The following is a 22,753-nucleotide window of genomic DNA, read 5'->3' as shown; positions in this document are numbered from 1 at the left end:
CTCTTTAGCGATTAATACTCTGGTCGCTTATTCAACTCTTTACCGTGATCAGTCTTGAGCGCGTCTTTATGGCCAGGCTGGCCGTAGATTGGCGGTTCAGCACGGGCTTGATCCAGCCATTGTTGCTGCTGGGTCCATTGCGCGGTTGGCATGTTGACGCCATTGCGTACACCCATTCCATAAATTGACATGTTCCGTATCTCCTGTGGTTGGCTGATCAATAGGGGCGTACTGGCTGCGTCAGGGTTTGGTCGTATGGATGTGTGGGTTGCTGTGGACGATGCGAACCGTAGTCGGGGCGTGTGGGTTGATGTGGACGATGCGAGCCGTAATCGGGTTGTGAGGGTTGCGGACGATGCCAGCCGTAATCGGGTTGTGAGGGTTGCTGCGGACGATGCCAGCCATAATCGGGTTGTGTGGGTTGCTGCGGACGATGCCAGCCATAATCGGGTTGTGTGGGTTGCTGCGGACGATGCGAGCCATAGTCGGGACGTGTAGGTTGCTGCGGGCGATGCCAGCCGTAGTCGGGGCGTGGGGGTTGCTGTGGGCGATGCCAGCCATTGTCGGGCCCCGTAGGCCTCTGGCCGAAGGTATCGGTAGTCGGGTACCGTGGAACCATGGATTCGTTTATCAGTGTCGACATAGTTATCTCTCAAGTTTCCATCATGAATGCCTGCCTCTCGGGTGCGATCTGTAAAAGACACCCCTGATAAGACAGGTGTCATGTGGGTGGTGATAAATCCTGTGGCGTTCCAGAAATATCCTGTTGGGGGGCGCTTATTCAGGCGCTCTGGCGCGAAAAAGCCTACCGCCTGGGCCATTACTCGGGGGCTCGTCTGTCAGGCAGGTGAAGTGGCTTACAGTCATTGCTGAGTCTTCAGCCTGCGTGCGGCTGTGTTGGGACGATAAAATGTTCCCCACACACACCTCGCAACTGCTGTTCGAACTGTTCGACAATCGCTGGCCAACCCTGGCGGCTTGCGTGTTGACGGGCATTGAGGCGCATACGGCGTAGACTCTCTGCGTCCTCCAGCAGCCAGTTGGCGGCATCGCAAAACGCATTTTCATCCCCCGGCATCGCCAGCACCCCGTTGTATCCATGACGTATATGCTGGGTGGCGGCAGCCTGGTCATAGGCCACGACACCCAACCCCGACGCCATGGCTTCCAGTACCACGTTGCCAAAGGTTTCGGTCAGGCTGGGGAACAGGAACACATCGCCTGACGCGTAATGACGAGCCAGTTCTTCACCGCGCAAGGCACCGCAGAAAATTGCTTCGGGAAGGTCCTTTTCCAGCATTGCTCGTTGTGGTCCATCACCGACGATGATCAGTTTCATCTGGCGCAATGGGTATCTGTTCTGCAAGGTCTCGAAACAGCGCTTGAGCAGGCCAAGGTTCTTTTCCTGGGCCAGCCGCCCTACATGCAGCACTGCGATTTGCCCATTATTCAATGCCCAGCTTTCCCGCAGAGCGCTGTCGCGTTTGGCGGGGTGGAACAATTGGCTGTCGACGCCCCTGGCCAACATCCCCAGGCGCTCAAAATGCCGACGCTCCAGTTCCAGGCGCTGACTGGCACTCGGTACCAGGGTCAGGCTCGATCGGTTGTGAAACCAGCGCAGGTAATGGGTGACAATGCGACTGAGCAGGCTCAAACCGTACTGGTTCGAATACTGCTGGAAATTGGTATGAAAGCCGCTGACAACACTGATTCCCAGACGCCGCGCCGCACGCAGAGCGGATAAACCCAACGGCCCTTCGGTGGCGATATACAACACGTCCGGGCGCTGGCGGCTCCAGCGTCTGAGCAGTTTGCGCATCGACGATTGGCCCCATTGCAGCCCTGGATAACCGGGTAATGGCCAGCCGCGGCACAGCAGCAGTTGATCGTCACTCGGTCGGCTCTGATCGGCACCCTGGCGTGGACGCACCAGTTCGACCTGATGACCACGCGAGCGCAAACCCTCGCACAGGCGGCCAAGGGTATTGGCCACGCCGTTGATTTCCGGCGGGAAGGTTTCGGTAATAAGGGTGATGTGAAGCGAGGCTGTCGTCATGACCCACAGTGTCACCGTGGGCCATGTCGCCATTGTGTCTGTGTGATGATGAATTTATGACGGGGTCACGGCTTGCTGCGCCATCGCCTCGGCACCTTGCTCACGCACCCAGAACAACGTCGCCCCGGCGACTGCCGCCGGCATCATCAGCAGGTTGACAACCGGCACCAGCAGCACCAGATAGACAATGCCGCCGAAGCTCATGCTCTGCCAGCGCTTCTGGCGCAGCCAGGCGAGCATCTCGTTCCAGCCCAGTTTGTGGTTGTCGGCCGGGTAGTCGATGTACTGGATGGCCATCATCCATACGCCAAAGAGCAACCACAGCGGCGCCGCGATCAGGTTGACCACGGGAATGAACGACAGGATAAACAGGCCGATGGCCCGCGGCAGGAAGTAACCCAGCTTGCGCATCTCCCGGGCCAGGGTGCGGGGCACCATGGCGATCAGCTCACTCCAACTGAACGGTGGAAAGTCATCGGTGCCACGTACCACCACCTCGACTTTCTCTGCGAGAAACCCATTGAACGGCGCGGCGATAATATTGGCGAGCATGGTGAAGGTGAAAAACACCATCAGCACCACCAGCACGACAAACAGCGGCCACAACAAGTAATTCAAAAAGCCTAGCCAGCTGGGCAAGGTCGGTATCAAGCTATCGACCCACAGGCTGAACTGATGGCCGGCGAAATAGATCAGTCCGACGAACAACACCAGGTTGATCGCCAGCGGCAGCAGTACAAACAGGCGCAAGCCGGGGCTCAACACCAGTTTGAGACCTTCACGCAGGTATTGCGGGCCGGAAAGAGCAGGGGCAGGCATGGAGAACTCCGAGCAAGGTGACGAACGCGCCGACCTTACCGGCTTTGCACGCGATGTGAAAGCATGGGCCGGCAGGCGACATCCGGGGTTACAAAGGCATCGATTAACCTGACCAGGCGCATAGAGAGTAGCTATGAGCTGGATTGTTAATGCGTATTTCCTTAATCTTGCCCCCCTCGATACGCTGCACCCATTATTTTCAGGACCTGGCGAGTTAAAGCCTTCCCCAAGTGCTTCGCCGTCCTTTTTTATTCCAGCCGCTCTGTGGTCCGGGCGGTCGATAGGAGTGAGTCATGACTGATACCCGTCATTCCCGAGTGATTATTCTCGGTTCCGGCCCTGCCGGTTACAGCGCTGCCGTCTACGCTGCCCGGGCCAATCTCAAGCCGCTGCTGATCACTGGCATGCAGGCGGGCGGCCAGTTGACCACCACCACTGAGGTCGACAACTGGCCGGGCGATGTCCACGGCCTGACCGGCCCGGTGCTGATGGAGCGTATGAAAGAGCACGCCGAGCGCTTCGAAACAGAGATCGTCTTCGACCATATCAACCAGGTCGACTTCTCGAAAAAGCCTTACAGCCTGACCGGTGACAGCGGTGTGTACACCTGCGACGCGCTGATCATCGCCACTGGCGCCAGCGCACGTTACCTGGGCCTGCCGTCCGAAGAAGCGTTCATGGGCAAGGGCGTTTCCGCCTGCGCCACCTGCGACGGTTTCTTCTATCGCAACAAGCCGGTTGCCGTTGTGGGCGGTGGCAACACAGCTGTCGAAGAGGCGCTGTACCTGGCCAACATCGCCAGCACCGTGACCCTGGTTCATCGCCGTGAGACTTTCCGCGCCGAGAAAATCCTGATCGACAAGCTGCATGCACGTGTTGCCGAAGGCAAGATTATCCTCAAGCTCAATGCCACCCTGGATGAAGTCCTGGGCGACAACATGGGCGTGACCGGTGCTCGCCTGAAAAACAACGACGGCAGCTTCGACGAACTGAAAGTCGATGGCGTGTTCATTGCCATCGGCCACACTCCGAACACTTCGTTGTTCGAGGGCGTGCTGGAAGCCAAAGACGGTTACCTGGTGGTGCAGGGCGGCCGTGAAGGCAATGCGACTGCGACCAACATCGAAGGTATCTTCGCTGCCGGTGATGTGGCTGACCACGTCTACCGCCAGGCCATTACCTCGGCTGGCGCCGGTTGCATGGCGGCCCTGGATGCCGAGCGCTACCTCGATGGTTTGAAGGACGCTTCGTTCTGAACCCATTGAACTGAAAAAACCGGCTGCGAGGCCGGTTTTTTTATGTGCGCGATCTAGCCAACACCGCAAAACAAATGTGGGAGGGGGCTTGCTCCCGATAGCAGAGTGTCGGTCAGCCTATCTGTAGCTGACACACCGCCATCGGGGGCAAGCCCCCTCCCACAGGTTGTTTGACTCAGGATTTTCGAGTCAGTGGCAGCGTTGTGAACGTCACGCCGCCCAAGCCCTGTTTGATCAACGCCCGAATATTGCCATGGTCACTGCCCTCAGGCGTCGCGACCACCGACCGGTAATGCTCGCCAAACGCCAGCAACGCTTCCTGATCGCTCAAGCCTTCCAGCAAGGCCAGACCCAGGGTCTTGCACGACCCTTCGTTTTGTCCGGCTGCGTTTTCCACATCGCCATTGGTGAACGCTTGTGGCTGGTAGTCGTAACCGTCGGCGATAAAGGCCAGGGTGTCGGCAAAGACGTGTTCGCCACTGTTTAGGCTGGCGCGCAGGTTGTTCAGATCAGTCATGGGGCTTTCCTTTGGCGAACGCGGCCTGTTGGTCGGCGTTGGCTTCTTGCTGGTATTGGGCTTTCCACTCGGCGTACGGCATGCCGTACACCACTTCACGGGCGTCATCGAGGCTGACCTCGATCTTGCGCTCATCGGCCTCGGCCTTGTACCACTTGGACAGGCAGTTGCGGCAGAAGCCGGCGAGGTTCATCAGGTCGATATTCTGCACATCCTTGCGGCTGTCCAGGTGGGCCACCAATCGGCGAAAGGCGGCGGCTTCAAGTTCGAGGCGTTGTTGGTCGTTCATGGCGGTCTCTTCGAGACAGCTTCAAGCGGGTAAGCTTCAAGCTGCAAGTTGTAATACGTATGGCTTCTAGCTTAAAGCTTGCAGCTAGCGGCTTGCAGCTAGCGTTATTGAAACCGACTCGGCAAAGCGCAGCGCGTGGGGCTTGTCGACTTCCACCTCGGCGTACAACACCGATTCGTTGCTCATCACCAGGTCCAGCAATTCCTGGGTCAGGCGCTCCAGCAGGGCGAAGCGGTTGCCTTCCACATGGGCGATGATCGCCTTGGTGATGGTGCGGTAGTTCAAGGCGTGGTCGATATCGTTGTCGCGCACGGCGTCCTGAGCGGCATACAGGATGGTCAGGTTGATCAGCACATCCTGCTTGTTGAGGATTTCGTCCTCGTTGATGCCGATAAAAGTACGCAGGCACAGGTCTTTGACCCGGATGCGCGCCATGCCTGGTTGAAGTTGTGGCATTGCTACTTGCTCCGTCCAATCAATTGCAGGAACTCCATGCGCGTGGTGTTCGATTCGCGGAAGGCGCCGAGCATCACTGAGGTGTTCATGGTTGAATTCTGTTTCTCCACGCCGCGCATCATCATGCACATGTGCTTGGCTTCGATCACCACCGCCACGCCGGCGGCCTGGGTCACGTCCTGGATGGCGTCGGCGATTTGTCGCGTAAGGTTTTCCTGGATCTGCAGGCGCCGGGCAAACATGTCGACGATGCGCGCCAGTTTAGACAGGCCCAGCACTTTGCCGGTCGGAATATAGGCCACATGCGCCTTGCCGATAAAGGGCAGCAGGTGATGCTCGCACAACGAGTACAACTCGATGTCCTTGAGGATCACCATCTCGTCATTGTCGGAGGCGAACAGCGCGCCGTTGACGATTTCTTCCAGGTTCTGCGCGTAGCCATGACACAGGTACTGCATGGCCTTGGCGGCGCGCTTGGGCGTGTCGAGCAGACCCTCGCGCTCTGGGTCTTCGCCCAGGCCCTTGAGGATTTCGCGGTAGTGGTGGGGCAGGGAAAGGGTCATACAACATCCTCGCAAACGGCTTACTTGATATGCCGCCCGCCGTTGACGGTCAGGGTGGTACCGGTGACATAGGGGTTGTCCAGCAGGTAACGCACGCTCTGGTAGATCACCTCAGGCCCGGGCTCGATGCCCAGGGCCGACTTGGCCAGGACCTTGGCGCGATAGGCCGCGTCGTCGCCTTCGTTGAACATCACCATGGCCGGCGCGATACCGTTGACCTTGATCAGCGGCGCGAACTGCGCGGCAAACGATAGCGTGAGGCTGTCGAGGCCGGCCTTGGTGGCGCAATAGGCGATGTGCTGACGGCTGCCCTTGCGCACCACGTCATCGCTGATATGCACGATATCGGCAGGTGTAGAGCGTTGCAGCAAGGGTGAACAATGCAGGTTGATCAGGTACGGCGCAAGCATGTGTACGCTGAACATGTCGATAAACGCGTGGCTTGCGTCGCCCGGTGTTTCCGCGACCCAGGCCGAAGCATTGTGGATGATCGCACGCAGGCTTTGGGTATGGGTTTGCAACTGCGCGATGAAGGCAAGAATCCCGGCTTCGCCGGAAAAGTCGGCAAATACGCCGACGGCCCCTCGTTCACGTAGCGCCTGCACACCTGGGCGTTCGCTGCGGTAACTGAAAATCACCGAGTAGCCATCATCCAACAGGCGCTCAGCACAATGCAGGCCGACCCGCTGGCCGGCACCGGTGATCAGGATCGGTGCGTGGGTTGCAATCATGGGAGGCTCAAGTCGCTGGCAGACGCAAACTATACCAGCGACCCGGCCCCTGTGCTCATACGGCGGCTTCGGTGACTTTGCGCGGTGGCGAGGGGTGCAGCCAGTTCGCCAACAGATGCGTCGAGAGCGGAATAAAGAGGTAAACCATCAGCGGTGTCAGGGCGGCGGTGCTGACCAGTACACGGCTGAACAGGTCCAACTCGCCAAGCAGCGGGCCGAGACCGAAGTTGAACAACAATGACACCGGGAAGAACGCCAGCCAAATCGCGACCGCCTGTTTCCAGCGCGGCGGGCGTGCCCCTACGGCACCAAACCAGCCATCGATACCGCTGACACGATGCTCGCAAGGGTTGGCAAACAGCTCGCTGCCGCGACTTAGCCAGGCGTTTCGCGAGGCGGAAAATTCCCAGGCGTGCAGGGTTTTCTCATCGGCGAAGCGGAAGATGATCTGGAACTCATCATCATGGGGTGGCGGGGCGAGTACGCCGGAACCCAGGTAACCCGGGAAGTCAGTGGCCAATTGCTCGCCTTCGCGCAGCCAAGCCATCAATTCTTCGTAGCGACCTTTGGCGACGCGGCGCGCAACCATCAAGGTGACGGGGGAGGTAGACATGATGTATCTCCAGGTATCGAGTGCGCTGGGCCGGGTAAGCGGCGCACGAACGAGGCTGCGGGGTGCTGCAGCGACGTAAAAAACAGGCAAGGATTATTCCTGTTTTGCCGAAATACGCCAGAAACTTCGGATGGATCGCCGTAGATCTTGAATCATGGGCTTCAATGGGCGTTAAATAGGATCCAAATCCATATGGATATTGCTGACAGCTGATGTCCCAAATCATAGCTCCGTCTCTTGAAGCAGCACCCGATAGTCAGGCTGACGCCGAGGTGCTGTTTCCAATTCGTGAAGTGGCAAGACTTACAGGTGTTAACCCGGTGACATTACGTGCCTGGGAGCGTCGCTATGGCTTGATTCAGCCCGTTCGCACCGAAAGTGGGCATCGGCTGTACTCAAGCACCGATATCGACACGGTTCATCGCATTCTTGACTGGATCGAACGCGGCGTGGCGGTGAGCAAAGTGGGCAAGATCCTGGCGCGCGATCAACGGCCCGGCGAGCTGGCCACGGCGTCGCGCAGCGATACCGAACTGGAATGGCAGCAGTGGCAGGCGCAACTGCGGGTGGCCATCAGCGCTTTTGACGATCGTGAACTGGGGCAGTTGTACGGCCAGATCTTCAGCGCTTATTCAACCACCGTGGTATTTCAGGACATCCTGATGCCCCTCTGGCAGCAATTGCTGCGTCACCAGGGGCGTTTTGGCCAAGCCAGCGAATGGCTGTTTTTCGACAACTTCCTGCGTTCGCGCACCGCCCAACGGCTGCAATTGGCCTGTGCTTCACCGGCGCCGAGGGTGTTGCTGGCCGCCATTGCCGGGGAGTGCCGTGAGCTGGAACTGTTGGTCGCGGGTTTATTGATATCCAGCGACAAGCTCGCGGTAAAAGTTCTGGGTGTTGGCCAACCGCTCGATGAGTTGACGCTGGTCTGCGAGAGAACTCGGCCACAAGCCCTGGTGCTGTTTTCCAACCATTCTCCCGGTGCAGAACTGCCTTCGCGGCTCAGTCGCCTGGCATTGACGCTCAATTGCCCGTTGCTGTTGGCTGGCGATGCCTCGGACCTCGCCGAGCACAGCCTGGCAGGTTCATCGATAGGTTGCCTGGGCAATGACGGACGTTTGATGCAGCGCCGCTTGCAGCAGTTTCTCAGCGGTCGCCTGGATACCTGAACTCAGGCGTGCACGTGGGGATGAACCAGGCGGTGCTGGTGCAGAATGAACTGGCGCAGGCGCTCGATCTCATCTGCATCACTCTGGTTCAGGCGGTAAGCGAACAGGCCTCGGGCGGTTTCCCGCTCCAGTGTGCCGCGAAGCGCGATACGCTCGTAGCCGGAAGGGCTGAACCACAGGGAAAAGGTTTTGGGCGGTTTGGCCCGGCCGCGCACTTCTACCAGTACACCTTTGAATGATACTTCGTGCACCCACAATGCACTGGGGGAGCCCTTGACGTTTTCCAGCGTCACGGGCGCTTCAAGGGCCAGGCGCCACGGGCGGATCATCGGCCCGTCTTCGAAAATGCTCGGCACGCCCAGGCGCAGATGCACCGCATGAAACTCATCTTCCACCAGGCGCAGGGGGAAGGTAAGTTGCTGGTTGTCGAACTGCGCCTGGATGGTGACCTGGTCGTGAGCGGCCAGCCGCGTGAGCAAATCACGAATCTGCGCGCCACCATTAACCGTCAGGCTCGACCACGCATCCCGCAGATTGAGCTGCGGGTTGTGCTGCATGTCCTGGATAAAGTCCAGTTCGTCCTGCGTCAAAAGCGTGTCGCGGTGCATTGATCTGGCTCAAGGCTGAGGCATTAAAAAGCCATTATCGCTCTAAAGACTGCGTTTTTTACAGTTTGTTAATTCCACTCGTCGCCTTGAGCGCCGCGAGCTCGTTTTTAAGCTCGGCCAACTGCGCTTCCAACTGGGCGACGCGCTGCTGCGCCTTGACTTGAGTGGTGACGTCTTTTTGCACACCGACGAAATACGTTTGCCTGTCCGCCTCGTTGTACACCGTCGAAAGTGACAGCTCATTCCAGAAGTGCGTGCCGTCCTTGCGGTAGTTACGCAGGATCTCGCGACATGCGCCGCCGTTATCGAGGGCGTCACGAATGGCCATCAGTGCCGGCTGGTCACGGTCACCGGACTGGAGGAAGCGGCAGTCCTGATACAGGATCTCGTCCAGGGTGTAGCCGGTCAGGCGTTCGAACGCAGGGTTGACGTAGATCAGCGGTTTGTCCTTGCCCTCACGCTCGGCAACGACGATCCCGTCGTTGGAGGCATTGACGACCATTTGCAGCAGCTTGGCGTTAATCATTGAGCGGTCCATGGCTTGTGTTTGACGGTGCAAGTTTATGGCAAGTCTTGATTCTTGCACGCTGCGCGCTGAATTATCGGCACAGACTGCTAATATCCCAGGCTTTGACTCAACTACAGGATCAGATTGATGAAAGTCGCCATCCTTTCCGGCTCGGTCTACGGTACGGCTGAAGAAGTCGCTCGCCACGCGGAAACAATCCTCAAGGACGCTGGTTTTGAAGCCTGGCACAACCCTCGCGCCAGCCTGGGCGAGGTGCAGGCGTTTGCTCCCGATGCGTTCCTCGCGGTGACCTCGACCACCGGCATGGGCGAGTTGCCCGACAATCTGCAACCGCTGTACTCAAGCATTCGCGACCAGCTCCCCGCTGCCTGGCGCGGGCTGCCGGGTGCGGTCATCGGCCTGGGGGACGCCAGCTATGGCGATACGTTCTGCGGTGGCGGCGAGCAAATGCGCGAACTGTTCGGCGAGCTGGGCGTCCGTGAAGTGCTGCCGATGCTGCGCCTGGACGCCAGCGAAAGCGTGACCCCGGAAACCGACGCCGAGCCTTGGCTGGCTGAACTGGTCGTCGCGCTGCGCGGTTGAGCGAAGGGGGCGCGGTTGTACTATTCTCTTGGCTGACTCGCTCAGTCATCAAGCTGGCTGCGAAGGCAACTCCTTGTGCCACGGCGTCTGACTAGACTGGCTCTCACTTAGACACAATAACAAGTGCGCCAAGGAGGACGTTGCCGTGAGCCTAGCCCCTGCATCATCGCCAGAAAACATCAAAGCCCAGGTCAGTGCTGCCGAATGGCAAACCCGCGTTGACCTGGCGGCCTGTTATCGCCTGGTGGCGATGCATGGTTGGGATGACCTGATCTTCACGCATATTTCGGCCAAGGTGCCGGGCACGGAAGATTTCCTGATCAACCCTTATGGGCTGATGTTCCACGAAATCACCGCCTCAAGCCTGGTCAAGGTTGACCAGGCCGGCAACAAGCAAATGGACAGCCCCTACGAGATCAACCCCGCGGGCTATACCATCCACAGCGCCATCCACGAAGTGCGCCATGACGTGACCTGCGTGTTGCATACCCACACCGCTGCCGGTGTGGCGGTTTGCGCACAAAAGCAAGGCGTATTGCCCATCAGTCAGCAGTCGCTGTTTGTGTTGTCCAGCCTCGGCTATCACGCCTACGAAGGCGTAGCACTGAACCACGAGGAAAAAGCCCGTTTGCAGGCGGACCTTGGGCAAAACAATTTCCTCATGCTGCATAACCACGGCTTGCTGACCTGTGCTGGCACCATTGCCGATACCTTCCTGATGATGTTCACCTTCCAGCGCGCCTGCGAGATCCAGGTGCTGGCGCAAAACGGCGCAGCGCAGTTGATTGCCATCGAGCCGCAAATCCTGGCTGGCGCCAAGGCGATGGTGGCGGCTGTCACAAAAAGCGCCCAAGGTATGGGAGGTGCGCTGGCCTGGCCGGCGCTGCTGCGCAAATTGGACCACCAGAACCCCGGGTATAAAAGCTGATGCCACTCGCCGAGATACCGCTCAGAGCCTGGCGCAAACGCGGCCAGGACTTCGTCTTTCGTGGTCATACCCTGCGGTATTGGGTGGCCGGGCAGGGCACACCGCTGCTGCTGCTTCATGGTTTTCCCACCGCCAGTTGGGATTGGCATTACCTGTGGCAGCCCCTGGCCCAGCGCAATCTGGTGATTGCCTGCGACATGCTCGGTTTTGGTGACTCGGCCAAGCCCCTGAGCCACGACTATTGCCTGTTGGAGCAAGCCGACGTGCAACAGGCGTTGCTTGAACACCTGGGAGTGGAGCAGCCTGTGCATGTATTGGCCCATGACTACGGCGACAGCGTCGCCCAGGAGTTACTTGCCCGGCATTACGAAGGCCGCTTCCAGATGGCCAGTTGCGTATTTCTCAACGGCGGGCTGTTCCCGGAAACCCACCGTCCCACCCTGGTGCAAAAATTATTGCTCAGCCCATTGGGCTGGATGATCGGCCGGGCTTATGGGCGCAATGCCCTGGCCAGCAGTTTCAGCCAGATATTCGGCCCGCGAACACGGCCCAGTGAAAGCGCTCTGGATGATTTCTGGAGTCTGATCAGTTGCAATGACGGGCCGCGTATCCTGCACAAACTGATCGCCTACATTCCCCAGCGTCGACGCCTGCGTGATCGCTGGGTGGCCGCCATGCAGCACGGCAGCGTGCCGATGCGGGTGATCGACGGCGAGGTGGACCCGATTTCCGGCGGCCATATGGTCGAGCGCTTTGAGCAACTGGTGCCCCACGCCGATACGGTGTTGCTGGCCGATATCGGCCATTACCCGCAGATCGAGGCACCGGTGCAGGTGCTCAGGCATTACCAGGCATTTCGTGATCGCATCGGCCAGCCGTCACCGCAAGCGGTCTATTCCTGAGCCTGGCTTCTATAACGAGCATCATCCTGATGCCTTATTGAGCACCATTCAGCCTCGGTCGTTTTTATTGTGACCAAAGGCCCTGTGCGTGACACTCTGCCTATTCCCATTGTCGCCAGCGGAGTTCGGTATGAGTGAATCAGTGCAGTTCCAGGATAAGGTCGTGATCGTCACCGGTGCCGGCGGTGGCCTGGGCCGTGCCCATGCGCTGCTGTTCGCCAGGCACGGGGCCAAAGTGCTGGTCAATGACTTGGGTGGCTCCACCCAGGGCGAGGGCGCCAACGCCTCGGCGGCCGATCGGGTGGTTGCCGAGATTCGCGCGGCAGGCGGCATTGCCGAGGCCAACCATGACTCGGTCACCGACGGTGACAAGATCGTACAGAACGCTCTGGATGTCTTCGGCCGGATCGACGTGGTGGTTAACAATGCCGGGATCCTGCGCGACAAGACTTTCCACAAGATGGACGACGGCGACTGGGACCTGGTTTACCGGGTGCACGTCGAAGGCGCCTACAAGGTTACGCGTGCCGCCTGGCCCCATCTGCGCGAGCAAGGTTATGGTCGGGTGATCTTCACCGCCTCCACGTCAGGCATCTACGGCAACTTCGGCCAGTCAAACTACGGCATGGCCAAGCTGGGCCTGTATGGGTTGACCCGCACCCTGGCGCTGGAAGGGCGCAAGAACAATATCCTGGTCAACGCCATCGCCCCTACCGGCGGTACGCGCATGACCGAAGGGCTGATCCCGCCCCAGGTATTCGAGCGGCTCAAGCCGGAACTGGTCAGCCCGTTGGTGGTGTATTTGGGCAGTGAAGCCTGCCAGGAAACTTCAGGGTTGTTCGAAGTGGGTGGCGGCTGGATCGGCAAGACCCGTTGGGAGCGCAGCCTGGGGGTGGGGTTTGATCCCGAAGCGGGCTTCTCGCCGGACGACGTGGCGGCGCACTGGCAGCAGATCTGTGATTTCGAAGGGGCTGCACATCCCAAGGACAACATTGAGGCATTGAAGGAGATGATGGCCAACTTGCAGAAGTTCAGCCTCTGATCATTGCCGGAACATCACTGAATCTCGCGGGGCGTCGATGACGCCCCGTTTTATTTCAGGCATAAAAAAGGCCGCTGCATAAGCAGCGGCCGAAGTAAGACGTTGGATCAAGGAGCGACAAATCAACGTCAGTGAACACCGGTAACAGACTGAATACGGGATCAATCCGTTGTAAATCTGCTGTTCTCCCCCAGCAGGGAGCGGGCCATTTGCCCTGAAAGCGAGGTAAGAATAGTCGCTTGTAACAAAATGAGTAATAGCAGTTCAGGACAAGGACTGTTACCAATTACGCAACAGTTGCGCGGCGTTCATCGACTCTTCCAATAACCCCCTACCCACCCCGTTCATGCGCCATCTTCAGGGCACAGGCGCTGACCAAGGCGACGACGCTGGGCCTGATGGCCTAGGCGCGCAATGCCTGGCGGTATTCGCCCGGGGTGGCCCCCAAGGCCTGGCGAAAGCGCTGGTTGAAATGGCTGGCGCTGGAAAAACCGCACCTCAAGGCCACCTCACCCAGGGGCAGCGTGCTGCTGCGCAGCAGGGTCTGCGCCCGCGCCAGACGGCGTGCCAGCAGGTATTGATGGGGCGGCACGCCGAAACTCTGACGGAACATCCGGGCGAAATGGTATTCCGACAGCGCGCACATCGATGCCAACTGGCCGAGGCTGATGGGCTCTTCGACATGGTGGTCGATGTACTCCACCAGTCGCCGCCGTTGGTGCGCCGCCAGCCCGCCTTTGAGGCGCAGGCCCTCGCGTACGCCGACCTGATTGAGCAAAGTGTGGCTGAGCAACTCATGGGCCAGGCTGCTGGTCAGCAAGCGCTCTGCGGGTTCGAGCCAGTTGAGGCTAATCAGCTGGTGAAAGCGCCGGGCCTGGCGGGCGTCTTCAAGGAAGGTCGTCTCACGCAACTGCAATTCCCGCGGCTCGCGGTCCAGCAGGGTGACGCAGCCGAGGGCAAATTGCTCCGGGCTGAAATACACGTGGGCCAGGCGAATCTCGCCGTTGATCACCCACGCCGACTGGTGCTCGGCCGGCAGAATGCACAATTTGTCGGGGCCGCCCTTGGTACCCGGTCGGTCGCGACGAAAGGTGCCAGTGCCGCCGCCGATATAGCAGGACAAGGTGTGATGGCTGGGCGCCTGATAGTCCTGGGCATCGTGGTGGTTGCTCCAAACGGCCGCAGACAAACCGTCACCGAGCTCGGCGCAGGCTTCCAGGCGTGCGTGGGGCGAGCGGTTGAGGGATTGAAAGACGTGCAGCGATTCCAGCTCTGGCATGGTGTGTTCTCCGACGCCTTGCATCCTACTCCCGGCGGCGAGCGCTGTGAGCCCGTCACCCGACAAAAGCGCAAGAATGTGCAAGAACCTCAGGGCGATTAACCGCAACACTGTGGCTCAATCGTCGGAGCCTGCTATGAACCTCTTCTTGTACTTACTCACGGTGCTGATTTGGGGTACCACCTGGATCGCGCTCAAATGGCAACTGGGCGTGGTGGCGATTCCCGTGTCGATTGTCTATCGCTTCGGCCTGGCGGCGCTGGTGCTGTTCGCGCTGTTGCTGCTCAGCCGCAAATTGCAGGTGATGAACCGCCGCGGGCACCTGATTTGCCTGGCCCAAGGGCTGTGCCTGTTCTGCGTCAACTTCATGTGCTTTCTCACCGCCAGCCAGTGGATCCCCAGTGGCCTGGTCGCCGTGGTGTTTTCCACGGCGACCTTGTGGAATGCCCTGAATGCCCGGGTGTTTTTCGGCCAGCGGGTTGCACGTAACGTATTGACGGGCGGCGCGCTGGGGCTGCTGGGCCTGGGCTTTCTGTTCTGGCCGGAACTGGCCGGGCATACCGCCAGCCCGCAGACCTTGCTCGGGCTGGGCCTGGCGCTGCTGGGAACGCTGTGTTTTTCGGCGGGCAATATGCTGTCGAGCCTGCAACAGAAGGCCGGGCTCAAGCCGTTGACCACCAATGCCTGGGGCATGGCCTATGGGGCAGCCATGTTGGCGACCTATTGCGCAGTGCGTGGCATTCCCTTCGAGATGGACTGGAGCGCGCGGTATATCGGTGCGCTGTGGTACCTGGTGATCCCGGGCTCGGTGATTGGGTTTACCGCCTACCTCACCCTGGTCGGCCGCATGGGGCCGGAAAAAGCGGCATATTGCACCGTGCTGTTTCCGGTGGTGGCGTTGAATGTGTCCGCATTCGCCGAGGGCTACCAGTGGACGGCGCCGGCGTTGGCGGGGCTGGTGCTGGTGATGTTGGGGAATGTATTGGTGTTTCGTAAACCCAAGCCGGTAACCCCGGTTTTCCAAGCGAAACACATTTAACCGAGTTGCCTGGTCTATTTCAGGCCCAGGCGCTTGGCCATGCGCCCAAGGTTGGCGCGGTCCAGGCCCAGTTCGCGGGCGGCGCCGGCCCAGTTGTGCTGATGACGTTCCAGGCAGGCGCTGATGATCTGGCGCTGATAGTGCTCGGTGGCCTGGCGCAGGTCGCCAGTGGCGATGGGCGCGGCTTGCACTGGTACTTCAATCACCGCTGCACTGATGTCAGGCAAGTCCAGGTCCTGGGCGCTCAGGCTGAGAATCTTCGGACGTTCGCGACAGTTGCCCAAGGCTTTGAGCGCGCTACGTCCGATCAGGTGTTCCAGTTCGCGCACATTGCCCGGCCAGTTGTAGGCCAGCAGCGCCGCCTGGGCGTCACTGGTCAAGCGCAAGCTGCCCAGGCCCATGCGCGACCGGTTCTGTTCGAGGAAAAAGCCTGCCAATAGCAGCACATCCCGTCCGCGCTCACGCAGCGCCGGCACTTGCAGCGGGTACACGCTCAGGCGATGGTAGAAATCGGCACGGTAGCGGCCATTGCGCACCTCTTCGGCAAGGTCGCGGTTGGTGGCGGCAATCAGGCGCACGTCCACCTGGTGTTCCTTGTCCGAGCCCAGGCGCTGCAACTGGCCGCTTTGCAGTACGCGCAGCAGCTTGGCCTGCACGCTCAATGACAGTTCACCCACTTCGTCCAGGAACAACGTGCCGCCGTTGGCCAGTTCGAATTTGCCCCGTCGCTCATTCAGCGCGCCGGTGAAAGCACCGCGCACATGGCCGAACAGCTCGCTCTCTACCAGGGTTTCCGGTAGCGCGGCGCAATTGAGGCTGATCATCGGCTTGTCGGCACGCGATGACGCGGCATGGATCGCCTGGGCCACCAGTTCCTTGCCGACCCCGGTTTCGCCGGTGATCAGCACGGTCAGGTCGCTGCCGCCCACCAGCTTGATTTCCTCGACCAGCCGTTTGTGCGCTTTGCTCTGGCCGATCATTTCCTTGTGCTGCTGGCCGCTGGCCTGGCGATAGATTTCGGCGCGCTGGTGCTCGTCTTCGGCCCGTAGCGCCAGGCGCTCAATGCGTTCAGCCACATTGACCGTGGCCGCGGCCAGGCTGGCGAAGGCTTGCAGCGCGTCCAGTTCGACCCGTTCAAAGCGTTCGTTGTCGAGGGCGTCAAGGGTCAGCAGGCCCCAGGGCTGGTCGTCGATAAACAGCGGGCAGCCCATGCAGTCGTGGACTTCAAGGTGGCCGTGCAAACCGGCGACCAAGCCGTCATAGGGGTCGGGCAATTGGCTGTCGCTGTCGAAGCGGGTAGGGCCGGGGCTGCTGAGCAATATTTCAAAGCGCGGGTGTTCGCTGATCTTGAAACGGCGGCCCAGGGTATCGGCGCTCAAACCATCCACCGCCAGCGGCACCAGCCATTCGCCATCCAGGCGCAGCAGCGCGGCGGCATCACACGGCAGCAGGGCGCGCATGGCTTGCAGCAGGCGGCGGTAGCGCTCGCCTTCGGGCAATTCGCGGGACAGGTCGGCGACCAGCGGCAGCAGGGCGGTGAGCAGCGATTTTGCAGTCATAATGACTCCTTGTAGTCGTTATGACTATAAATTGTAAGAAGTCATATTGACTACAAAATATTTAAACCATTGAAAAATAACGATTTATTAATTGGCACGAATACTGACTACCTGAAGGTAATGAGTAAAAAGACCCAGGAGTCTGCCATGCTGAGTGCCCAAGACCGTGCCATCGTCAAATCCACTGTGCCCCTGCTGGAAAGCGGCGGCGAAGCGTTGATCACCCATTTCTATCGCATGATGCTCTCCGAGTATCCCGAAGTCCGCCCGCTGTTCAACCAGGCCCACCAGGCCAGCGGCGACCAGCCCCGGGCCCTGGCCAATGGCGTGCTGATGTATGCGCGGCATATCGACCAGTTGGACCAACTGGGCGACCTGGTGGCCAAGATCATCAACAAGCACGTGGCCTTGCAGATCCTGCCGGAGCATTACCCGATTGTGGGTGCCTGCTTGCTGCGGGCTATTTCCGAAGTGCTGGGCAGCGAGATTGCCACCCCTGAGGTGATGAGTGCCTGGGACGCGGCCTACGGCCAGTTGGCGGACATTCTGATCGGTGCCGAAGCGGCCATCTACGACGAAAAAGCCCAGGCGCCCGGCGGCTGGCGGGGGGCGCGGCCATTCCTGTTGGTCAAGCGTGTGGAGGAGAGTGACGAGATCATCTCCTTCTATTTCGCCCCGGTGGATAACGGCCCGATCCTGGCTGCCGCGCCCGGCCAGTACATCGGCCTGAAGTTGGTCCTCGATGGAGAAGAGGTGCGTCGCAACTATTCCCTGTCGGCTCTCACCGATACCGGCATGTACCGCATCAGCGTCAAGCGCGAAGCCGGCGGGCGAGTGTCCAACTACCTGCATGACCAGATGCACGTTGGCGCAACGGTTGACCTGTTTCCACCGTCGGGCGAGTTCACCCTGGCTGCCAGCGATAAGCCGCTGGTGCTGATCAGCGGCGGGGTGGGCATTACGCCAACCCTGCCGATGCTCGAAGCAGCCCTGGCGAGCGAACGGCCGGTGCACTTTATTCACTGTGCGCGTAATGGCGGGGTGCATGCGTTCCGTGACTGGGTGGATACCCTGGCGGCCAAGCACCCGCAGCTCAAGCGCTTCTACTGCTACGCCGAGGATGACGGTATCAGCCCGGCGGCGGACAAGGTCGGGATGCTCAATCAGGAGCAACTGGCGGCCTGGTTGCCCGAGGACCGTGATATCGATGCGTACTTCCTGGGGCCCAAGGGCTTCATGGCGGCGATCAAGCGTCATCTCAATGCCCTGGGTGTGCCGGATAAGCAGGCGCGCTATGAGTTCTTCGGCCCGGCGGCGGCGCTTGAATAGATTTTAGCCCATTGACCGTATCGGCATCATCGCGGGCAAGCCCGGCTCCCACATTGGAATGCGTTCTCTGTGGGAGTCGGGCTTGCCCGCGGTGGCGTCCGCATAATCACTACGTTTACCACGATTAATCCGCTGTTAACCCCTCTCTGTTTTAACCACTGCCTGTGTGTAAACTTGTTGCCATCAGGCACAACCATAATCAGAGAAAGGGAAAGACGGGGATGATTGACGACATGCGTTTGGGCAGGGAGCGGCGCTTTCTGGTGTTGCTGGGCATTATCTGCCTGGCGCTGATTGGCGGCGCGCTGTACATGCAAGTGGTGCTGGGCGAAGCGCCGTGCCCGCTGTGTATCCTGCAACGCTATGCCTTGCTGCTGATTGCGGTCTTCGCGTTTATCGGTGCCGCCATGCGCACCAAAGGCGCGGTGACCTTCTTCGAAGGGTTGGTGGTGCTCAGCGCCTTGGGTGGCGTGGCCGCCGCCGGCCACCATGTGTACACCCAGTTCTTTCCACAGGTCAGCTGCGGCATCGATGTGTTGCAACCGATCGTCGACGATCTGCCCCTGGCCAAAGTGTTTCCCCTGGGGTTCCAGGTCGATGGTTTCTGCAGCACCCCTTACCCGCCGATCCTCGGCCTGTCCCTGGCCCAATGGGCGCTGGTGGCGTTCGTGCTGACGGCGATCCTGGTGCCACTGTGCATCTACCGCAACCGTCATCCCAAAGCCTGAGCCCTTGCTCCAACAAGACGCTCCGCCCTTCCTGTGAAGGCCGGAGCGTTTTTGTTTGTAGGGATTTGTGAAAGCGCTGTGACGAGGGGCAACTTAAGGTGCGCGCAACGTGCGACATGTTGTCACACGGACGCTGTCGCAGGACGTTTCTGACCCGCCGAATCGACCCTTAAATTTGCACCCTGCGCACAAATTGTGCTGTCAGTTCGTGGGCCTGGCCGTGCCGTGACGGGCGCGAGGCCGGAAGGCTTGATGGATCTGCGAATCCCTTGGTTTATGGGCACTTGCATCCATTGGTCATGCCCTTACAGCCTGTAAGGGAAGTGGCAGTCTGCCCAATAACACGGCAATTTTTGTGGTTTTTGTTGAGAATCGAACGCGATAAGATCGCGAATCTTTGCAACTTTGGTGAAGGATTGTTGCTGGAATCGATAAAAATTATTTCTTTATAAGACATGGTTTATACATCGCTAGCTAACTACAATCGCCCGCACTGAATGTCCGGTGCTGTTCAATATTTGAGCATTGGAGCGGTCGAGGAGCAGATGGAAGGCTCTGTGCGACCCCAGGTTCCGGCAGCCTTTCAACTATCCGCACCAAATGGAATTGGTCTGTAACAAGGCCTTTAGCCACGAAATCGAATAAGAACTCACTGCAGGTCCGTGAAACGTACAGTTATGACGTGTCGGGCAGGCTCTTATTCAATCGAAGAGAAATGCCAACCCTTGGCAGGGTGAAGTGTTGGCGATCAAAACCCAACTGCATTGCGCAAGCTGCTTTAGAGGTCGTGAGATGAGTAAAAACAGGTACCCCCGATTACTAGGCTTTTTGCCGCTGCTTGGCATGTTTTTAATGCTGGGAGGCTGCAAGTGGACCTTGCTCGACCCAAAAGGACAGGTCGGTCTGGATGAACGAAACCTGATCATCACCGCTACCCTGCTGATGCTGCTGGTTGTGGTGCCTGTGATCGTGATGACCTTCGCCTTCGCCTGGAAATACCGCGCGTCCAACACCAGCGCCACCTACGCGCCGAAGTGGTCGCACTCCACCAAGATCGAAATCGCGGTGTGGCTGGTCCCGATCCTCATCATTATCGCCCTGGGTTACATCACCTATAAGTCGACCCACGCTCTGGACCCGTACCGTCCGCTGGAATCCGACGTGAAGCCTGTGAACATCCAAGTGGTCGCGCTGGATTGGAAGTGGCTGTTCATCTACCCGGACCTGGGTATCGCCACCGTCAACGAGATCCGCTTCCCGGAGCACACCCCGCTTAACTTCCGGATCACCTCCGACGCCGTGATGAACTCGTTCTTCATCCCTGCACTGGGTGGCCAGATCTACGCGATGGCAGGCATGCAGACCCGCCTGCACCTGATCGCCAACCAGAAAGCCGAAATGGAAGGCATCTCCGCCAACTACAGCGGCGCTGGTTTCACCGGCATGAAATTCAAAGCGATCTCGACAAGCCAGGAAGATTTCGACGCCTGGGTAGCTGCAGTCAAGGCCGCACCTAAACAGCTTGATCAAGCTGAATACGACGCCCTGACCAAACCAAGCCAGAACAACCCTGTCGCCTTGTACTCCGCGTATGAGCCGGACCTGTTTCAGAAAATCGTCGACAAGTACGAAGGTATGAAGCCAGGCAAGCCGGTCAAGCACGAGAAGAAAGAAGTGGCCGCGGTTGAAGGTTCTGATACAGGCGCGCATTCAACTGCTGGGGCAGAGGAGTAAACGATGTTTGGTAAATTAAGTTGGGACGCGGTCCCATTCCACGAGCCGATCGTGATGGTGACCATCGCCATGATCGCGCTGGGTGGTCTGGCACTGGTTGCGGGTATTACGTACTTCAAGAAGTGGTCCTACCTGTGGACCGAGTGGCTGACCTCGGTCGACCACAAGAAAATCGGCGTCATGTACGTCATCGTTGCCATGGTCATGCTGCTGCGTGGTTTTGCCGACGCCATCATGATGCGTACCCAGTTGGCCATGGCCACCGAGGGTTCGCCTGGCTACCTGCCACCTGAACACTATGACCAGATCTTCACCGCCCACGGTGTGATCATGATCATCTTCATGGCGATGCCATTCTTCACCGGCTTGATGAACCTTGCCTTGCCGCTGCAGATTGGTGCGCGTGACGTTGCCTACCCGTTCCTGAACTCCCTGAGCTTCTGGCTGCTGGTTTCCGGCGTGGTGCTGATCAACGTTTCCCTGGGCGTCGGCGAATTCGCCAAGACCGGTTGGGTTGCGTATCCGCCATTGTCGGGCTTGCAATACAGTCCGGGCGTGGGTGTGGACTACTACATCTGGGCCCTACAGTTATCAGGACTCGGGACGACATTGACGGGGGTCAACTTCCTGGCCACCGTCCTGAAAATGCGCGCCCCTGGCATGAAACTGATGGACATGCCGATCTTCACCTGGACCTGCACCTGGGCAAACGTGCTGATCGTGGCTTCGTTCCCGATCCTGGCCGCTACCATGGCGCTGCTGTCGCTTGACCGTTACCTGGATTTCCACATTTTCACCAATGAACTTGGTGGCAATCCAATGATGTACGTGAACCTGTTCTGGGCATGGGGTCACCCTGAGGTGTACATCCTGATCCTGCCAGCGTTCGGTATCTTCTCCGAAGTGATCTCGACCTTTACCGGCAAGCGCCTGTTCGGTCACCACTCGATGGTCTACGCATCGGGCGCGATCTCCGTACTGGGCTTCATGGTGTGGCTGCACCACTTCTTCACCATGGGCTCGGGGGCCAGCGTCAACGCCTTCTTCGGCCTGGCGACGATGCTGATTTCCATCCCGACGGGGGTGAAGCTATTCAACTGGCTGTTCACCATCTACCACGGGCGTCTGCGCATGACCAGCCAGGTCCTGTGGACCCTGGGCTTCATGGTGACATTCGCCATTGGCGGCATGACCGGCGTACTGCTGGCCATCCCGGGTGCTGACTTCGTACTGCACAACAGCCTGTTCGTGATCGCGCACTTCCACAACGTGATCATCGGTGGTGCGGTATTCGGCTACATCGCTGGTTTCAGCTTCTACTTCCCGAAAGCGTTCGGCTTCAAGCTGCACGAAGGCTGGGGCAAGGCTGCATTCTGGTTCTGGATCTCGGGCTTCTTCGTCGCGTTCATGCCGCTCTATGCACTGGGTTTCATGGGCATGACCCGTCGTCTGAACGCCACCACCAACCCTGAGTGGGTACCGTACCTGTACGTTGCCATGTTCGGTGCGGTGATGATCGCTGTGGGCATCGCCTGCCAGCTGATCCAGCTGTACGTCAGTGTGCGTGATCGCAAGAAGAACATGTGCGAGTCCGGCGATCCATGGAACGGCCACACCCTGGAATGGTCGACCTCGTCGCCACCACCGTTCTACAACTTCGCTGTGATCCCGACTGCGAACACCATTGATGCGTTCACCGAAGCCAAGGAAGACGGTACTGCGTACCAGAAGCCCAAGCACTACGAGCCGATCCACATGCCAAACAACACCGCCACTGGCGTGGTGATGGGTGCGCTGTTGACCGTGTTCGGTTTCGCGATGATCTGGCACATCTGGTGGCTGGCAATCGCGAGCCTGGTGGGCACTATCGGTTACTTCATCATTCACGCTGCCCGTGATGATCAAGGCTACATGGTGCCGGTCGAAACGATCGAACGCATCGAAGCCGAGCAGCACGCTCGCCTGGTAGCCGAGAAGAAGATTCCGGCCAACCGTGTAGAAACCTCGTTGGAACAGGCTTAAACC

Annotated in this window: 24 protein-coding genes; 11 read left to right on the top strand and 13 right to left on the bottom strand. The window is 59.2% G+C overall.

The window, feature by feature from the left end; all coding sequences use genetic code 11:
- Positions 1-11: 11 nt before the first annotated feature.
- The 3 genes from IH404_RS23585 to cysZ form a co-directional block, all read right to left on the bottom strand.
- Positions 12-191: a hypothetical protein gene (locus IH404_RS23585; protein ID WP_005791298.1), complete on the bottom strand. Its 180-nt coding sequence runs from the start codon at positions 189-191 to the stop codon at positions 12-14.
- 686 nt (positions 192-877) lie between these two features.
- Complete coding sequence (locus IH404_RS23580; protein ID WP_194439174.1) at positions 878-2,056, bottom strand: glycosyltransferase family 1 protein; 1,179 nt, start codon at positions 2,054-2,056, stop codon at positions 878-880.
- A 54-nt stretch (positions 2,057-2,110) separates the two neighbouring features.
- On the bottom strand, positions 2,111-2,875 hold the full coding sequence (gene cysZ, locus IH404_RS23575; RefSeq protein ID WP_005791294.1) for a sulfate transporter CysZ: 765 nt from the start codon (positions 2,873-2,875) through the stop codon (positions 2,111-2,113).
- Between the two features lie 293 nt (positions 2,876-3,168).
- Here cysZ and trxB point away from each other — a divergent pair, with 293 nt between their 5' ends.
- Positions 3,169-4,131: a thioredoxin-disulfide reductase gene (gene trxB / locus IH404_RS23570; protein ID WP_194439172.1), complete on the top strand. Its 963-nt coding sequence runs from the start codon at positions 3,169-3,171 to the stop codon at positions 4,129-4,131.
- A gap of 175 nt (positions 4,132-4,306) precedes the next feature.
- Here trxB and IH404_RS23565 read toward each other — a convergent pair whose 3' ends face one another.
- The 6 genes from IH404_RS23565 to IH404_RS23540 all read right to left on the bottom strand — a co-directional run bounded on the left by IH404_RS23565 (position 4,307) and on the right by IH404_RS23540 (position 7,300).
- Complete coding sequence (locus tag IH404_RS23565; RefSeq protein WP_194439170.1) at positions 4,307-4,648, bottom strand: HopJ type III effector protein; 342 nt, start codon at positions 4,646-4,648, stop codon at positions 4,307-4,309.
- Positions 4,641-4,937: a DUF1244 domain-containing protein gene (locus tag IH404_RS23560; RefSeq protein ID WP_005791288.1), complete on the bottom strand. Its 297-nt coding sequence runs from the start codon at positions 4,935-4,937 to the stop codon at positions 4,641-4,643. Before IH404_RS23560 ends, IH404_RS23565 begins: the two co-directional genes overlap by 8 nt.
- Positions 4,938-5,021: 84 nt before the next feature.
- On the bottom strand, positions 5,022-5,393 hold the full coding sequence (gene folX, locus IH404_RS23555) for a dihydroneopterin triphosphate 2'-epimerase (RefSeq protein WP_032857710.1): 372 nt from the start codon (positions 5,391-5,393) through the stop codon (positions 5,022-5,024).
- A 2-nt stretch (positions 5,394-5,395) separates the two neighbouring features.
- Positions 5,396-5,956 (bottom strand): GTP cyclohydrolase I FolE, encoded by a 561-nt coding sequence (gene folE, locus IH404_RS23550; protein WP_005791285.1) that lies wholly within the window; start codon positions 5,954-5,956, stop codon positions 5,396-5,398.
- A gap of 20 nt (positions 5,957-5,976) precedes the next feature.
- Positions 5,977-6,684, bottom strand: coding sequence for a dihydromonapterin reductase (folM, locus tag IH404_RS23545; RefSeq protein WP_164365829.1), 708 nt, complete (start codon positions 6,682-6,684; stop codon positions 5,977-5,979).
- A gap of 58 nt (positions 6,685-6,742) precedes the next feature.
- On the bottom strand, positions 6,743-7,300 hold the full coding sequence (locus IH404_RS23540) for an antibiotic biosynthesis monooxygenase (RefSeq protein ID WP_194439168.1): 558 nt from the start codon (positions 7,298-7,300) through the stop codon (positions 6,743-6,745).
- Between the two features lie 212 nt (positions 7,301-7,512).
- Here IH404_RS23540 and IH404_RS23535 point away from each other — a divergent pair, with 212 nt between their 5' ends.
- A complete protein-coding gene (locus IH404_RS23535; RefSeq protein ID WP_078822275.1) occupies positions 7,513-8,469 on the top strand; it encodes a MerR family transcriptional regulator in 957 nt (318 codons plus the stop codon).
- A 2-nt stretch (positions 8,470-8,471) separates the two neighbouring features.
- Here IH404_RS23535 and IH404_RS23530 read toward each other — a convergent pair whose 3' ends face one another.
- Both IH404_RS23530 and IH404_RS23525 read right to left on the bottom strand, forming a co-directional pair.
- Complete coding sequence (locus IH404_RS23530; RefSeq protein WP_194439166.1) at positions 8,472-9,077, bottom strand: hypothetical protein; 606 nt, start codon at positions 9,075-9,077, stop codon at positions 8,472-8,474.
- A gap of 58 nt (positions 9,078-9,135) precedes the next feature.
- Positions 9,136-9,603, bottom strand: coding sequence for a PAS domain-containing protein (locus IH404_RS23525; protein ID WP_005791275.1), 468 nt, complete (start codon positions 9,601-9,603; stop codon positions 9,136-9,138).
- Between the two features lie 129 nt (positions 9,604-9,732).
- Here IH404_RS23525 and IH404_RS23520 point away from each other — a divergent pair, with 129 nt between their 5' ends.
- From IH404_RS23520 to IH404_RS23505, 4 genes are all read left to right on the top strand, one after another.
- Positions 9,733-10,188 (top strand): flavodoxin, encoded by a 456-nt coding sequence (locus IH404_RS23520; protein ID WP_005791273.1) that lies wholly within the window; start codon positions 9,733-9,735, stop codon positions 10,186-10,188.
- Positions 10,189-10,333: 145 nt separating this feature from the next.
- The gene (locus IH404_RS23515; protein ID WP_005791271.1) at positions 10,334-11,116 is read left to right on the top strand and encodes a class II aldolase/adducin family protein; all 783 of its coding nucleotides are present in this window, start codon (positions 10,334-10,336) and stop codon (positions 11,114-11,116) included.
- The gene (locus IH404_RS23510) at positions 11,116-12,018 is read left to right on the top strand and encodes an alpha/beta hydrolase (RefSeq protein WP_005791269.1); all 903 of its coding nucleotides are present in this window, start codon (positions 11,116-11,118) and stop codon (positions 12,016-12,018) included. The genes IH404_RS23515 and IH404_RS23510 overlap by 1 nt, the downstream gene beginning before the upstream one ends.
- 130 nt (positions 12,019-12,148) lie before the next feature.
- Positions 12,149-13,060 (top strand): SDR family oxidoreductase, encoded by a 912-nt coding sequence (locus IH404_RS23505; RefSeq protein ID WP_005791267.1) that lies wholly within the window; start codon positions 12,149-12,151, stop codon positions 13,058-13,060.
- 403 nt (positions 13,061-13,463) lie between these two features.
- On the opposite strand, the gene IH404_RS23500 is transcribed toward IH404_RS23505, so the two are convergent.
- A complete protein-coding gene (locus tag IH404_RS23500) occupies positions 13,464-14,339 on the bottom strand; it encodes an AraC family transcriptional regulator (RefSeq protein WP_005791265.1) in 876 nt (291 codons plus the stop codon).
- 136 nt (positions 14,340-14,475) lie between these two features.
- On the opposite strand from IH404_RS23500, the gene IH404_RS23495 reads away from it, so the two are divergent.
- Positions 14,476-15,378: a DMT family transporter gene (locus IH404_RS23495; RefSeq protein ID WP_005791264.1), complete on the top strand. Its 903-nt coding sequence runs from the start codon at positions 14,476-14,478 to the stop codon at positions 15,376-15,378.
- 14 nt (positions 15,379-15,392) lie between these two features.
- Here the strand turns inward: IH404_RS23495 and norR are convergent, their stop codons facing one another.
- Positions 15,393-16,937: a nitric oxide reductase transcriptional regulator NorR gene (gene norR, locus IH404_RS23490; RefSeq protein WP_005791262.1), complete on the bottom strand. Its 1,545-nt coding sequence runs from the start codon at positions 16,935-16,937 to the stop codon at positions 15,393-15,395.
- 147 nt (positions 16,938-17,084) lie between these two features.
- Here norR and hmpA point away from each other — a divergent pair, with 147 nt between their 5' ends.
- The 4 genes from hmpA to cyoB all read left to right on the top strand — a co-directional run bounded on the left by hmpA (position 17,085) and on the right by cyoB (position 22,750).
- On the top strand, positions 17,085-18,266 hold the full coding sequence (hmpA, locus tag IH404_RS23485; RefSeq protein WP_194439164.1) for an NO-inducible flavohemoprotein: 1,182 nt from the start codon (positions 17,085-17,087) through the stop codon (positions 18,264-18,266).
- 221 nt (positions 18,267-18,487) lie between these two features.
- Positions 18,488-18,994, top strand: a complete 507-nt coding sequence (locus IH404_RS23480; protein WP_005791258.1) for a disulfide bond formation protein B — start codon at positions 18,488-18,490, stop codon at positions 18,992-18,994.
- Positions 18,995-19,786: 792 nt separating this feature from the next.
- Entirely contained in the window at positions 19,787-20,728 is a 942-nt protein-coding gene (gene cyoA / locus IH404_RS23475; RefSeq protein ID WP_005791256.1) for a ubiquinol oxidase subunit II, read from the top strand.
- Positions 20,729-20,731: 3 nt separating this feature from the next.
- Positions 20,732-22,750 carry a cytochrome o ubiquinol oxidase subunit I gene (gene cyoB / locus IH404_RS23470; RefSeq protein ID WP_005791254.1) on the top strand — a complete coding sequence of 673 codons (2,019 nt, stop codon included), beginning with the start codon at positions 20,732-20,734 and terminating at the stop codon, positions 22,748-22,750.
- The last annotated feature ends 3 nt before the right edge of the window (positions 22,751-22,753 follow it).

Origin of the sequence: Pseudomonas sp. OST1909, from assembly GCF_015277575.1 — a bacterium.
Lineage (GTDB): Bacteria > Pseudomonadota > Gammaproteobacteria > Pseudomonadales > Pseudomonadaceae > Aquipseudomonas > Aquipseudomonas synxantha_A.
This window is presented reverse-complemented; position numbering and strand designations above follow the sequence as displayed.

What these genes read in the sequence shown, in the direction of transcription:
- IH404_RS23585 (WP_005791298.1), bottom strand. Translation starts at nt 191, where the DNA reads ATGTCAATTTATGGAATGGGTGTACGCAATGGCGTCAACATGCCAACC.
- IH404_RS23580 (WP_194439174.1), bottom strand. Translation starts at nt 2,056, where the DNA reads ATGACGACAGCCTCGCTTCACATCACCCTTATTACCGAAACCTTCCCG.
- cysZ (WP_005791294.1), bottom strand. Translation starts at nt 2,875, where the DNA reads ATGCCTGCCCCTGCTCTTTCCGGCCCGCAATACCTGCGTGAAGGTCTC.
- trxB (WP_194439172.1), top strand. Translation starts at nt 3,169, where the DNA reads ATGACTGATACCCGTCATTCCCGAGTGATTATTCTCGGTTCCGGCCCT.
- IH404_RS23565 (WP_194439170.1), bottom strand. Translation starts at nt 4,648, where the DNA reads ATGACTGATCTGAACAACCTGCGCGCCAGCCTAAACAGTGGCGAACAC.
- IH404_RS23560 (WP_005791288.1), bottom strand. Translation starts at nt 4,937, where the DNA reads ATGAACGACCAACAACGCCTCGAACTTGAAGCCGCCGCCTTTCGCCGA.
- folX (WP_032857710.1), bottom strand. Translation starts at nt 5,393, where the DNA reads ATGCCACAACTTCAACCAGGCATGGCGCGCATCCGGGTCAAAGACCTG.
- folE (WP_005791285.1), bottom strand. Translation starts at nt 5,956, where the DNA reads ATGACCCTTTCCCTGCCCCACCACTACCGCGAAATCCTCAAGGGCCTG.
- IH404_RS23540 (WP_194439168.1), bottom strand. Translation starts at nt 7,300, where the DNA reads ATGTCTACCTCCCCCGTCACCTTGATGGTTGCGCGCCGCGTCGCCAAA.
- IH404_RS23535 (WP_078822275.1), top strand. Translation starts at nt 7,513, where the DNA reads ATGTCCCAAATCATAGCTCCGTCTCTTGAAGCAGCACCCGATAGTCAG.
- IH404_RS23530 (WP_194439166.1), bottom strand. Translation starts at nt 9,077, where the DNA reads ATGCACCGCGACACGCTTTTGACGCAGGACGAACTGGACTTTATCCAG.
- IH404_RS23525 (WP_005791275.1), bottom strand. Translation starts at nt 9,603, where the DNA reads ATGATTAACGCCAAGCTGCTGCAAATGGTCGTCAATGCCTCCAACGAC.
- IH404_RS23520 (WP_005791273.1), top strand. Translation starts at nt 9,733, where the DNA reads ATGAAAGTCGCCATCCTTTCCGGCTCGGTCTACGGTACGGCTGAAGAA.
- IH404_RS23510 (WP_005791269.1), top strand. Translation starts at nt 11,116, where the DNA reads ATGCCACTCGCCGAGATACCGCTCAGAGCCTGGCGCAAACGCGGCCAG.
- IH404_RS23505 (WP_005791267.1), top strand. Translation starts at nt 12,149, where the DNA reads ATGAGTGAATCAGTGCAGTTCCAGGATAAGGTCGTGATCGTCACCGGT.
- IH404_RS23500 (WP_005791265.1), bottom strand. Translation starts at nt 14,339, where the DNA reads ATGCCAGAGCTGGAATCGCTGCACGTCTTTCAATCCCTCAACCGCTCG.
- IH404_RS23495 (WP_005791264.1), top strand. Translation starts at nt 14,476, where the DNA reads ATGAACCTCTTCTTGTACTTACTCACGGTGCTGATTTGGGGTACCACC.
- norR (WP_005791262.1), bottom strand. Translation starts at nt 16,937, where the DNA reads ATGACTGCAAAATCGCTGCTCACCGCCCTGCTGCCGCTGGTCGCCGAC.
- hmpA (WP_194439164.1), top strand. Translation starts at nt 17,085, where the DNA reads ATGCTGAGTGCCCAAGACCGTGCCATCGTCAAATCCACTGTGCCCCTG.
- IH404_RS23480 (WP_005791258.1), top strand. Translation starts at nt 18,488, where the DNA reads ATGATTGACGACATGCGTTTGGGCAGGGAGCGGCGCTTTCTGGTGTTG.
- cyoA (WP_005791256.1), top strand. Translation starts at nt 19,787, where the DNA reads ATGAGTAAAAACAGGTACCCCCGATTACTAGGCTTTTTGCCGCTGCTT.
- cyoB (WP_005791254.1), top strand. Translation starts at nt 20,732, where the DNA reads ATGTTTGGTAAATTAAGTTGGGACGCGGTCCCATTCCACGAGCCGATC.